Source organism: Streptomyces sp. NPDC059371 (assembly GCF_042751995.1).
GTDB lineage: Bacteria > Actinomycetota > Actinomycetes > Streptomycetales > Streptomycetaceae > Streptomyces.
Map to the genome: position 1 here is coordinate 55,415 of NZ_JBHYXD010000013.1, position 12,380 is coordinate 67,794.

At 72.6% G+C, this 12,380-nt stretch carries 8 protein-coding genes; 6 read left to right on the forward strand and 2 right to left on the reverse strand.

Annotation, left to right across the window (positions count from 1 at the left end; translation table 11 throughout):
• The first annotated feature begins 806 nt into the window (after positions 1-806).
• Positions 807-1,031 (forward strand): hypothetical protein, encoded by a 225-nt coding sequence (locus ACFXGX_RS10460; RefSeq protein ID WP_384787668.1) that lies wholly within the window; start codon positions 807-809, stop codon positions 1,029-1,031.
• A gap of 134 nt (positions 1,032-1,165) precedes the next feature.
• Here the strand turns inward: ACFXGX_RS10460 and gndA are convergent, their stop codons facing one another.
• The gene (gene gndA / locus ACFXGX_RS10465; protein WP_384787670.1) at positions 1,166-2,605 is read right to left on the reverse strand and encodes an NADP-dependent phosphogluconate dehydrogenase; all 1,440 of its coding nucleotides are present in this window, start codon (positions 2,603-2,605) and stop codon (positions 1,166-1,168) included.
• Between the two features lie 499 nt (positions 2,606-3,104).
• Here gndA and ACFXGX_RS10470 point away from each other — a divergent pair, with 499 nt between their 5' ends.
• Positions 3,105-4,307 carry a transglycosylase family protein gene (locus ACFXGX_RS10470; protein WP_384787673.1) on the forward strand — a complete coding sequence of 401 codons (1,203 nt, stop codon included), beginning with the start codon at positions 3,105-3,107 and terminating at the stop codon, positions 4,305-4,307.
• On the opposite strand, the gene ACFXGX_RS10475 is transcribed toward ACFXGX_RS10470, so the two are convergent.
• On the reverse strand, positions 4,297-5,688 hold the full coding sequence (locus ACFXGX_RS10475; protein WP_384787676.1) for a DMT family transporter: 1,392 nt from the start codon (positions 5,686-5,688) through the stop codon (positions 4,297-4,299). The genes ACFXGX_RS10470 and ACFXGX_RS10475 overlap by 11 nt on opposite strands.
• A gap of 228 nt (positions 5,689-5,916) precedes the next feature.
• On the opposite strand from ACFXGX_RS10475, the gene ACFXGX_RS10480 reads away from it, so the two are divergent.
• The 4 genes from ACFXGX_RS10480 (at position 5,917) to ACFXGX_RS10495 (ending at position 12,242) form a co-directional block, all read left to right on the forward strand.
• Positions 5,917-6,648, forward strand: coding sequence for a (2Fe-2S)-binding protein (locus tag ACFXGX_RS10480; protein WP_384787679.1), 732 nt, complete (start codon positions 5,917-5,919; stop codon positions 6,646-6,648).
• 246 nt (positions 6,649-6,894) lie between these two features.
• Positions 6,895-8,046 (forward strand): glycogen synthase, encoded by a 1,152-nt coding sequence (gene glgA, locus ACFXGX_RS10485; protein ID WP_384787871.1) that lies wholly within the window; start codon positions 6,895-6,897, stop codon positions 8,044-8,046.
• An 82-nt stretch (positions 8,047-8,128) separates the two neighbouring features.
• Positions 8,129-9,358: a glucose-1-phosphate adenylyltransferase gene (glgC, locus tag ACFXGX_RS10490; protein WP_384787682.1), complete on the forward strand. Its 1,230-nt coding sequence runs from the start codon at positions 8,129-8,131 to the stop codon at positions 9,356-9,358.
• Positions 9,359-9,911: 553 nt separating this feature from the next.
• Complete coding sequence (locus ACFXGX_RS10495) at positions 9,912-12,242, forward strand: GH92 family glycosyl hydrolase (protein ID WP_384787685.1); 2,331 nt, start codon at positions 9,912-9,914, stop codon at positions 12,240-12,242.
• Positions 12,243-12,380: the final 138 nt, after the last annotated feature.

Sequence of the window (12,380 nt, forward strand, 5' to 3'; positions counted from 1 at the left end):
CGGTCCTCTCCCCCCCCCGGCCCGCGCTCGCGGCCGCGGCGGACGCGGTCCGCCGGGTGCACGCGGCCGGGTAGGGAAGACGCCGGCGCCGAGCGAGGGGCCGGCGAGGAGCCGGTGTGCCGGGTGCCGGCCGCGCGCTCGGGGTTGTGTCAGCCGTCAGCCGTCAGCCGTCAGCCGTCAGCCGTCAGCCGTCAGCCGTCAGCCGTCAGCCGTGCGGACTCGGTCGCCCCCCGGCGTTAGTTTCGTCGGCGCGCCCCCGGCTTAGGGAGTCCTCCCGACGTCCGCCCCGGCGGCGCCCCCCGGCTTGGGCCGTCCAGGCGGCCTTCCCCGCGCGACGGGGTGAGTGGGGGCTCTGCTGCTGGGTACGCGGGAGACAAGTCCAGAGGGCCGACGTACCGACTGGCTGGAGGACGCCATGACGCAGCCGTATCCCGATCCCGTGCCGCCGGCACCCACCCCAGGACCGAGCCCCGAACCCCCGGGGCCGTCACCCTTCCCGGACCCGGTGCCGACCCCGGGCGGCCCCGACCCCGTTCCGGGACCGCCGCCGGGCCCGACCCCGGGCGGCCCCGACCCCGCGCCGGTACCGAAACCCGGACCGCCCCCCGTACCGAAACCCGGCCCCACGCCGGTGCCGAACCCGGGCGGGCCCGATCCCGCACCCCCGCCGTCCCCGATCCCGAATCCGCCGGGCCCCGATCCGGTGCCGGAACCCCAGCCTCGGCCGGGGCCGCTGACCTGACGCCCCAGCGGGCCGGCCAACCCCGGTCACCGGGGTCTTGAGTGATGTCAATACAATCCCGCGCGTGAACGACATACGGTGCACACAGTGCGGTTTTGTGGGGCTGGAGCCGGGCTTCGTCGAGGACTCCGGACAGGGCGCCCGCGGGTTCGCGCGGTGGGTCGAGGGCGCGCTTCAGCGAGGTCCGCTGGGCGGCGCCCGACTGATGGGCCGGCCGCGCTGGCAGATAGACGCCTTCCGCTGTCCCCACTGCGCGCACCTGGAACTCTTCGCCGGCCAGCGCAGCTAGGCATCCCCTGACCACCTGTAACCACCCGCGCCCCGAACAAGCCGAAGCCGTCACGAGTCCCGTTCCGGGAACGTGACGGCTTCGGCCGAGCGGGGCGTGTCAGGGGCGCCCGGTGACAGCCCGCGGGGCGACCGCTACGCCTCGACCTCCGACCGGTCGCCGCCCCACAGCGTGTGGAACGACCCCTCGCGGTCCGTCCGGCGGTACGTGTGCGCTCCGAAGAAGTCCCGCTGCCCCTGGGTGAGCGCGGCCGGCAGACGCTCGGCGCGCAGGGCGTCGTAGTAGGCGAGGGCCGCCGAGAAGCCGGGGGTCGGCACGCCCTGGAGGGTCGCGGCGACGACGACCTCGCGCCAGCTGTCCTGGGCCGCCGCGATCTCCTGGGCGAACGTCGCGTCCGACAGCAGGCTCGGCAGGTCCGGCCGGGCGTCGTACGCGGCGCGGATACGGTCGAGGAAGGCCGCCCGGATGATGCAGCCGCCGCGCCAGATCGAGGCGACCGAACCGAGGTCGATGTTCCAGTCGTACTCGTCGCTGCCCGCGGTGATCTCGTGGAATCCCTGCGTGTACGAGACGATCTTCGACGCGTACAGCGCCTGCTCCACCCGGTCCGCGAAGGCCGCGGCCTCGGACTCGTCGAGCGTCTGTGCCGTCGGACCGGCGAGGTCGCGCGAGGCTTCGCGCAGTCCGGCGTGTCCGGACAGCGAGCGGGCGAAGACCGCCTCGGCGATGCCCGACACCGGTACGCCCAGGTCCAGCGCGATCTGCACGGTCCAGCGGCCGGTGCCCTTCTGCTCGGCCCGGTCCTGGACGACGTCCACGAACGGCTTGCCCGTCGCCGCGTCCACGTGCGACAGCACCTCGGCGGTGATCTCGATCAGATACGAGTCGAGCCGGCCGGTGTTCCACGTACGGAAGATGTCCGCGATCTGCGCGGGGGAGTACCCGGCGACGTCGCGGAGCAGCTGGTAGGCCTCGCCGATGAGCTGCATGTCGGCGTACTCGATGCCGTTGTGGACCATCTTCACGAAGTGCCCGGCACCGTCGGGACCCACGTGCGTGACGCACGGCGACCCGTCGGCGGCCTTCGCGGAGATCTTCTCCAGCATCGGACCGAGCGAGGCGTACGACTCGACCGAGCCGCCCGGCATGATGCTCGGCCCGTTCAGCGCGCCCTCCTCGCCGCCGGACACGCCCGTGCCGACGAAGTGGATGCCCTGCTCGCGCAGCGCGCGCTCACGGCGCCGGGTGTCCGCGAAATGCGCGTTGCCGCCGTCGATGATCATGTCGCCGGGCTCCAGGAGCGGGGCGAACTCCTGGATCACCGCGTCCGTCGGCTCGCCCGCCTTCACCATGATCACCAGGCGCCGGGGCCGCTCCAGCGCCGCCACGAACTCCTTCGCCGTCTCCGCCGCCACGAACGTGCCCTCGTGGCCGAACTCCTCCACCAGCGCGTCCGTCTTCGCCGACGTGCGGTTGTGCACGGCGACCGCGTACCCGTTGCGTGCGAAGTTGCGGGCGAGATTGCGCCCCATGACCGCGAGACCCGTGACGCCGATCTGGGCTGAAGTGCTCATTCGGTTGGCTCCTAAGAAGTGCGGTAAGTCCTTCGGCCGGTACGGGAAACACTGCGGCACCGATGCCGCCGGTCGTGCCCGTCCGTGCCGCTCGCCAGTATTGCCCCAGGCCATCCTGACGTGTCGGAGGTGTCCACGCAGGGGAACGTCCCGGCGCCGCGAGGGCGGATTTCGGACAGTCCGCACGGCGCGGGCCCGCCGCGGCGGGCGGATCCGGGCCTCCGTACGCGGTCCCGGCTCCCGCGCGGCCGGGCCGGAGGGAAGAGCCGGGCGTCCGTCGCCGGACACGGGAACCCGACGTCGGCGGGCCGTGGAGCGGCGGGCGGCGCACTCCGGCCCGGGGCTGTCCCGGTCACCCACCGTGGTGCGGGCGTGCGGTCCGGCGCGGGTCCGGGATTCGGTCAACAGCCTTTTCGGAGCGACCGGTTGCCGCCTTGTCCCGGCCTGTTCCCAACGCTTACTTTTGCCGCTCCTGACGCATGTCTAGGGGGGCTCCCTCATGGCCGTACGCGGCCGGCACCGCCGGTATCAGCCGAACAGGATCAACCGCGCCTCACTCACCGTCACGGTGGGCGGCGCCGGGATCGCGCTCCCGCTGGTCGGGACCGGAGTGGCCCACGCGGCCGACGTCGGGACCTGGAACAAGGTGGCCGCCTGCGAGTCCAGCGGCAACTGGAGCATCAACACCGGCAACGGCTATTTCGGCGGACTGCAGTTCACCCGGTCCACCTGGGAGGCGTACGGCGGCAAGGCATTCGCCCGGCGCGCGGACCAGGCCACGAAGGACCAGCAGATAGCCGTCGCCGAGAAGGTGCTGAAGGGACAGGGGCCCGGAGCGTGGCCGGTCTGCTCGGTCCGCGCGGGGCTGACCAGAGGCGGCGAGGCCCCGGCCGTCAGCCCGTCGGGGACCGCGCCGCAGTCGGCGAAGCAGCGTTCGGTGCGGGACGTGAAGCCGCAGACCACGCCGCAGTCCCGGGCCGGGACCGCCGAGATGTACACCGTCGTGCGCGGCGACACGCTCTCCGGCATCGCCGACTCCCGGCACGTCCAGGGCGGCTGGCAGGGGCTGTACGCCGCGAACCGCTCGACCGTCGGCTCCGACCCGGATCTGATTCTGCCGGGCCAGCGGCTCGCCCTGGGCGGCAAGGCCCAGGCATCCGCGCACCCGCCCGTCAAGGGCCCGTCGAGGACGACCGAGCGGACGCCCGCGAAGAAGGCGCCGCCGACGACGCCGGCCAAGAAGACCACCGGCGGCAGGACGTCCTCGCACACGACGGCCCCCGCCAAGTCCGGAACGCACACGCTCGTGGCCCCGGTCCACGCGGGGACCGGCACGCCGTACCACGCCACCGGCTCCCACTGGTCGAAGGGCTACCACACGGGCGTCGACTTCCCCGTGCCGACCGGCACCTCCGTCGCGGCGGTGGCCGCCGGGCATGTGGTCAGTGCGGGCTGGGGCGGCTCGTTCGGCTACCAGGTGGTGATCCGGCACGCCGACGGCCGCTACACGCAGTACGGCCACCTCTCCGCGATCTCCGTGAAGACGGGGCAGAGCGTGGTGGCCGGCCAGCGCCTGGGCCGCTCGGGGTCCACGGGCAACAGCACGGGCCCACATCTGCACTTCGAGGTGCGGACCGGGCCCGGCTTCGGTTCGGACATCGACCCGTTGGCGTACCTCCGGGCCGGCGGCGTCAGGATTTGACTCGGGTGCGGCGGTGGCTGACGAACGGGATCGGCACGTACGGCACACCGAGCATGACGGTCAGGTGGGGCAGCTCGTCCTCGCCCGCCGGCGGGCGGGGGGCGACGACCTCCCTCGTCGGCACCGCGGCCTTCACCGGGGTCGGGACGAACGCCCCCGCGATCACTGGCTGCGGAACCACCGCGGCGGGCGGAACCGTCACGGCCTGCGGAGGGAACACACGATCGTCGAGCGCCCGCGGAGCGGGTGCCGGGTGCCCGGCACCCTCCGGCGACGCCGGTACGAGTCCGTCCGCGTCCCCGGTGGGCCCGGGCAGTCCGGCCAGCAGTTCCGCCACGGCCGCCTCGGCCGGCGTGAGAGTGCCGAGCCCGGCGACGGCGGGCTCCGCGAGGCGCGGCCGCGCCACGGCCGGCTCGGGGAGCCGCGGCTCGGACGGGGCCGTGAAGGCCACGGGAACCGGGTCCGCCGCGGGCCGGTGCGCCGCGTCGGCCGGGTGCCCGGCGTCCGCCTCCGGCACGGCCGCGGGCGGGGCGGTGGCCACGGGTCGCTCCCCGCTGCCGATCCGCTCGATCGTCAGCAGGATCAGACCGCCGGCCGCGACGACGCCGCAGCCCAGGGCGAGCGCGGTGCCGGCGGCGCCGTAGCGGAAGGTCTCGCCGAACATCGTGATGCCGACGGCGGCCGCCACGACGGGGTTCACGACCGTCAGCGTGGCCAGCGGCGCCTCCAGGCCGGCACCTCGGTACGAGGCCTGCGAGATCAGCATGCCGGCCGTCGCGAACACGCCGATGGCCGCGAGGCTCGACAGGTCGGCGAGCGAGACGTGCCGCGACCAGTCGACCGCGACGGTCTTGGTGAACACGGAGGACATGCTGAAGGCGACACCCGCCGCGACCGCCAGCAGCACACTGCGCACGGCCGGGTGCCGGTGCGCCGCGCGCCCCGCCACCATCAGGGCTGCGACCGCGCCGCCCGACACCACGCCGAGCGCGAGGCGCTGGGCATGGCTCAGGGACTGCGCGTCGGACGCCCCGACCAGGGACAGCAGACCCGCGAGACCCACGGTGGCCATGATCGCGCCGCGCCAGGCGGCGGCTCCGGCCCTGCGGCCGACGAACAGTGCCGCCATCGGAAGCGCGAAGACGATGGTGAGCGCGCCGAGCGGCTGTACGAGGCTCAGCGGGCCGAAGGCGAGGGCGACCACGTGCAGCAGCCCGCCCAGGCCGGTCAGCGCGACGGCCGCCCACCAGCCGGGCCTGCGCAACGGAGCGTAGGTCTGGCCGGGAGAGGTCACCGCGACCCGCTCCTGGATGATCGCGCCGCCCGCGTACGCGACGGCTGAGACGAACGAGAGCACCACGGACAAGGCGAGGGCACTCACGAGTCCCTCCTCTGCGTACGGCGTGGACCGGCGGCCCGGCGCGACGAACGGTCGGCTTCCATGCAAACAACGATGCCGTGCGATTTAGTTCTCGTCGTCGTCCCTGAGCAGTCAATGGGTCCTACTGCCGATGGAGTACGAATCGCCCGGTGTCCTCCCCAGGGTGGGCGACACCACTGACCGATCCACTGGTGGTCACCCCTAGGGGACTTGGTACTACTGCTCTTCGTGGACCTCGACACCCGGCTCTCCGCGCTCGACGCGCTCGGCGGATTCTCCGTACTACGCACCGGCGTATCCCCGGGCCGCGCCCTGCCCACCCTCGCGAGCGCCTTCGCGGACCCCGGATCCGTGACGCCCGCGGAGGTTTACGGAGATCCGATGACTTTCCGCGTCAGGAAAGTCGCGCGGAGTATCCGGGCGCCGGAAGCGCGGGTCGCGGTCTCGGTGGCGCAGCAGGGTCTCGCGGCCCGCTTCTGGTCGATCGCCCTCGGGGCCGCCGCGCTCTGCGGCGGGCTGCCCGACCTCGATCCGGAGCTGCTGCACTGGGACCCGGACGCCGGAGCTCCGGACGACCTGTGGCTCCGCGAGGTCCGCTTCCAGCCCGTGTCCGATCTCGACGCGGTCGTGCGCGCCGGGCTCCTCGTACCGCTGAGCGCGGCCCTGCGCGCACGCCACCGGGTCTCACCCGCCCTGCTGTGGGGCAACGCGGGTTCCGCCCTGGCCGGGACCGTGCGCCAGCTCGACCGCTGGGCGCTCGCCCACGGGCGCCCGGACGTGGGCGAGCGGGCCAGGGCGCTGGCCGGCCCGCTCTTCGCGCACCCCGACCTCTCCGGCACCCTCGACCCCGGGACACTGCGCCGCCGGAGCTGCTGTCTCTACTACCGGGTGCCCGGCGGCGGAGTCTGCGGCGACTGCTGCTTCGAGCGCCCACCCCGCCCGGCGCCCCGCCCCTCCTGACCACCGGCGCCCCACCCCTCCTGGCCACCGGGGTCCGGCCTCTCCTGGCCACCGGGGTCCGGCCCGGCTTGACCGGATGTCCGGCCCGGCTTGACCGGGTGTCCGGCCCCGCCCGACCCGGGTGTCCGGCGGACCCGACGCCGGCGCCCCGCCCGACCCGACGCAGGGGTGCCCTTCGCGGTCTTCCGTATCGGCTTCAACTGAGTGACCATGAGGGGCACCAGCTGGCTAGGACGGGGGTTCTGTGTGCGCGTGGGACTGCTGACCCGGGAATATCCGCCGGACGTCTACGGCGGTGCGGGCGTCCATGTCGAGTTCCTCGCAAGGGAGTTGCGGGCCCTCACCGATCTGGACGTGCACTGCTGGGGCGAGGGCGCCGCCGGCGGAGTCGTCCGCCACCGGCCCTGGAACGCGCTCGACGGTGCCAACGACGCCCTGCGCACCTTCTCCGTGGACCTCTCCATCGCCGCCGCTCTCGAAGGCCGCGACCTCGTCCACTCCCACACCTGGTACGCCAACCTCGCGGGACACCTCGGAAAGCTCCTGCACGGCATTCCGCACGTGATGACCGCCCACTCGCTCGAACCGCTGCGGCCCTGGAAGGCCGAGCAGCTCGGCGGCGGTTACGCCCTCTCCGGCTGGGCCGAGCGCACCGCCGTCGAGGCCGCCGACGCCGTGATCGCCGTCTCCGGCGCCATGCGCGACGACATCCTCGGCTGCTACCCGGGCCTGGACCCGGCCAGGGTGCGCGTCGTGCACAACGGCATCGACACCACCCTGTACCGGCCCGACCCCGGCACCGACGTCCTGGAGCGGATCGGCCTAGACGCCGCGCGCCCGTACATCCTGTTCGTCGGCCGCATCACGCGGCAGAAGGGGGTGCCCCATCTCCTGCGCGCGGTACGGGACATCGACCCGGCCGCCCAGGTGGTGCTGTGCGCGGGCGCCCCCGACACCCCGGAGATCGACAGGGAATTCCACGAGCTGTACCGGGAGTTGAGCGCCGTGCGGGACGGCGTGCACTGGATCCCGCAGATGCTGCCGCGGCCCGATGTCATCCAACTCCTCACCCACGCGGCCGTGTTCGTCTGCCCTTCGGTGTACGAGCCGCTCGGCATCGTCAACCTGGAGGCGATGGCCTGCGGAACGGCCGTGGTGGCCTCGCGGGTCGGCGGCATTCCCGAGGTGGTCGAGCACGGCGAGACGGGCCTTCTCGTGCCGCTCCAGGGCGACTTCGAGGCGGGGCTCGCGACGGCTCTGGACTCCGTTCTCGCGGACCCCGCCGCGGCGCGGCGCATGGGCGAGGCCGGACGGCGGCGCGCGGTGGGGGAGTTCGGCTGGGACGCCGTGGCGAGAAGGACCGTCCGGCTGTACGAGGAAGTCCTCAAAGCGGGGTAACCGTTCAACAGGCGAACTTCGGAACGCGGGGCGGGGCCCGGGCATCCGGGCACGGCCCCTCCGGGCGTAGAGGGGCGGCGGCATGCGGCGCGGTGGGCGCGGTGGACCTTCGGTGCTGGGAATCGTACTGGCGGGCGGTGAGGGCAAGCGGCTGATGCCGCTCACCGCGGACCGGGCGAAACCGGCGGTGACCTTCGGCGGCACGTACCGCCTCGTGGACTTCGTCCTCTCCAATCTCGTGAACGCCGACATCCTGCGCATCTGCGTGCTCACGCAGTACAAGTCGCACTCGCTGGACCGGCACATCACCACCACGTGGCGGATGTCGAGCCTGCTCGGCAACTACGTGACCCCCGTTCCGGCCCAGCAGCGGCTCGGGCCCCGCTGGTATCTCGGCAGCGCGGACGCGATCCTCCAGTCGCTCAACCTGATCCACGACGAACAGCCGGAGTACGTAGCGGTGTTCGGCGCCGACCACGTCTACCGGATGGACCCCCGGCAGATGCTCGCCCAGCACATCGAGAGCGGGGCGGGCGTGACGGTGGCCGGAATACGCGTGCCGCGTGCCGAGTCGTCCTCCTTCGGGGTCATCAGCCCGGGCTCCGACGGCCAGAGCGTGCGCGGCTTCCTGGAGAAGCCCGCCGACCCGCCGGGCCTCGCGGACGCCCCCGAGTGCGTCTTCGCCTCGATGGGCAACTACGTCTTCACCACCAAGGCGCTGGTCGAGGCGCTCCAGCGGGACGCCGAGGACGACAACTCCGTCCACGACATGGGCGGTTCGATCCTGCCCGCGCTCACCGAGCGGGGCGAGGCGCAGCTCTACGACTTCAGCGACAACCACGTGCCCGGCGAGACCACCCGCGACCAGGGCTACTGGCGTGACGTGGGCACCCTCGACGCGTACTACGACGCCCACATGGACCTGATCGCCGAGCGCCCCGCGTTCAACCTGTTCAACCGGAGCTGGCCCGTCTACACGAGTTCGGGGCAGCTCTCGCCGGCGCGGTTCAACGCGGGCGGCATCGCCAGCGAGTCCATCATCAGCGCGGGGTGCCTGATCCGCGGGCAGGTGACACGGTCGGTGCTGTCACCGGGCGTGGTCGTGGACCCCGGAGCGGTCGTGCAGGGATCGGTCCTGCACGACAACGTCAAGATCGGGCGGGGTGCCGTGGTGCGCGGCGCGGTGCTCGACAAGAACGTCGAGGTACCGCCGGGTGCGACGATCGGCGTCAATCCGGAACGCGACGCCGACCTCTACGCGGTCTCCAAGGCCGGGGTGATCGCCCTGGGCAAGGGCCAGCGCGTGCCCTGACCGGCTTCACGGCTTCACGGGCCTTGCGAGAAGCCGCACGGACCCCGGGAGCCGGCATGGGCCCCGAGAGGTCGGAGAGCCGCACGGCCTCCGAGGGCCAAGCACAGGCCCCGCAAGGCTTCACGGGCCTCGCGCGAAGCCGCACGGGCCCAGGGAGCCGGCATGGGCCCCGAGAGGCCGGAGAGGCCGCACGGACCCCGAGAGCCGGCACAGGCCCCGCGAGGCCGCACGGCGTATCGGGGGTCCGTGCGGGCGTACGGCTGGTCTCGGGACACCGCACCGCACGCCCGGCGCCACGGCGACTTCCGGCCGTTGTCCGACCCCGCTTGTCATGTCCCTGGACGGGCCGCGGAACCCCGTGCTGTCATGCCAACTGCCGCCGATGACAACGTTGTACAACCTGACAACGATGTCATCGTTCGGATGGTCCCGGCGTACCGCGCCCCGGCGCGACGCGTCCCGCGGGATTCCGTCCGGTTGCCCGGAAAGCCGGTCCCCCGCCCCGACCATGCATGAGGACAACGATGTCGATCACCCACCGGAGGTCTCCCGCATGAGATGGACCCGGCGTCTGCGCCTGTGCACGGCGGGACTGGTGACAGCGTCCGCGCTGTTCGCCCTGCCCACCGCACAGGCCGCCGAGCCGCGCGACGGCCGACTCACCGACCTGGTGAATCCGTTCATCGGCACCCAGAACGAGGGCAACACCTACCCCGGCGCCGCCGTGCCCTTCGGCATGGTGCAGTTCTCGCCCGACACCGGCCACAACACCGGCTACGACCACTCCCAGAACCACGTCCGCGGCTTCTCCCTCGTCCACCTCTCGGGCGTCGGCTGCGGTCTCGGCGGCGACCTGCCCGTGCTGCCCACCACGGGGGACATCACCCGGACGGACGACGCGCAGTACGCGGCGGAATTCGGCCACGAGACCGAGGAGGCGCACCCCGGCTACTACCGGGCGGACCTGAAGTCCGGGATCGAGGCCGAGCTGACGGCCACCGCGCGCACCGGGGTGCAGCGGTACACCTTCCCGGCCACCGACAAGGCCAACGTGCTGCTGAACGCCGGCCAGTCGCTGCACAAGACGGTGGCCACGAAGGTCGAGATCCTGGACGACCGGACCGTCCGCACGGAGATCACCGGCAGCGGCTTCTGCCAGGCCACCAAGCCCTACACGGTGTACACGATCACCCGCTTCGACCGGCCGTTCACCACCTCGGGCACCTGGAACGGCGACACCGTCACCGGCGCCGCGAAGGCGGCCGGCACCACCGGGCGCACCGGGGCCTTCGTGCGCTTCGACACCACCGAGGACCGCACGGTCGAGGCGACCACCGCGCTCTCGTACGTCGACGCCCGTGGAGCGGCCGTCAACCTCCGTTCCGAGGGCGGCCGCTCCTTCGACGAGGTCCGCGCCGACGCCCGCAGCGCCTGGGAGGACCGGCTCGACGACGTCCGCGCGAAGGGCGGCACCGACACCCTGCGCCGCACCTTCTACTCGTCGCTCTACCGTTCCTTCCTCGCGCCCAACATCGGCAGCGACGCCGACGGCCGCTACACCGGCTGGGACCGGCGGATCCACCGCGCCAAGGGCTTCACGTACTACCAGAACTGGTCGCTGTGGGACACCTACCGCACCCAGTCCCAGCTCCTCTCCCTGCTCGCGCCCCGCGAGGCCCGGGACATGGCGATCTCGGTGATCAGGATCGACGAGGAGAGCGGCTGGCTGCCCAAGTGGGGATACGGCACGGTCGAGACGAACATCATGACCGGCGACCCGGTCACCCCGTTCCTCACCAACGCCTACCAGCAGGGCCTGCTCGGCGGGTACGAGGAGCGGGCGTACCGCGCGCTGAGGAAGAACGCCGACGGCGTGCCCCCGGCCGACTCGCCCGCGGTGGGCCGCGAGGAGAACCGGGAGTACATCGCGAACGGCTTCGCCCCCCACGTCAGCGGCCGTCCGCACGCGAAGCCCGGCGACTCGGACTACGACCACGGCGCGTCCGTGACCCTGGAGTACGCCCTGTCGGACGCCGTGCTCGGCGCGATGGCACGGGACCTCGGCCACACCGAGGACGCGGCGCGCTACCTGGCGCGTTCTCAGAACTACCGGGCGATCCACGACCCTTCGACCGGCTTCTTCCGCGCCCGGGACGCCTCCGGTGCCTTCACCGGCCCCGTCGACCCGGCCCAGGGCGTCGGCTTCCACGAGGGCACGGCCTGGCAGTACCAGTGGCTCGTGCCGCAGGACCTGCCGGGCATGGTGGGCCTGATCGGCGGCAAGCAGGCCGCGAACGACCGGCTCGACGCGTTCTTCGCCTACGACCGGCTGCTGGAGGACCCCGCGAAGACGGCCCGCGAGGTCTGGGTCAACGGCCCGTACGCCTACTACAACGCCGACAAGTACAACCCGCAGAACGAGCCCGACCTGATCGCCCCGTACACCTACCTGTCCACCGGACAGCCGTGGAAGACGACCGACGTCGTGCACGCGGCGCTGACCCTGTTCACCGACGCGCCGACCGGCATGACCGGCAACGACGACCTCGGCACGATGTCCGCCTGGAACGTCCTGTCGTCCATCGGGATCTTCCCGGTGCAGCCCGGATACGACACCTGGGGTCTGTCCGCGCCCGTCTTCGAGCGGGTCGACCTCACCCTCGACCGGCGCTACTACCCGCGCGGCGCCCTGACGGTCACGGCGCCGGGCACCTCGGACACCGACCGGTACATCCAGGCGGCCCGCCTCGACGGTTCGCCGTACGGTCGTACGTATCTGACGACCGGCACCCTGAAGGGCATCCGTTCCCTCCGCTTCACGGTCGGCCCGGAGCCGTCCGAGTGGGGAACGGCGGCCTCCGCCGCGCCGCCGGTCCTGAAGTGACATCCGGCACACCCGGCGTGCACTGAGGAGAATGAGTCCCGGGGCGCCGCCGGCGGGGGGGGCGGGTGTGGGGGGTTTATGGGTGGTACATTTTTGTTGTTTTGAGTTAATAACAGGCCAGCGGGTGATTGAGGAGAA

Coding starts and splice junctions, on each gene's coding strand:
- gndA (WP_384787670.1), bottom strand. CDS start 2,605: ATGAGCACTTCAGCCCAGATCGGCGTCACGGGTCTCGCGGTCATGGGG.
- ACFXGX_RS10495 (WP_384787685.1), top strand. CDS start 9,912: ATGAGATGGACCCGGCGTCTGCGCCTGTGCACGGCGGGACTGGTGACA.
- glgC (WP_384787682.1), top strand. CDS start 8,129: ATGCGGCGCGGTGGGCGCGGTGGACCTTCGGTGCTGGGAATCGTACTG.
- ACFXGX_RS10470 (WP_384787673.1), top strand. CDS start 3,105: ATGGCCGTACGCGGCCGGCACCGCCGGTATCAGCCGAACAGGATCAAC.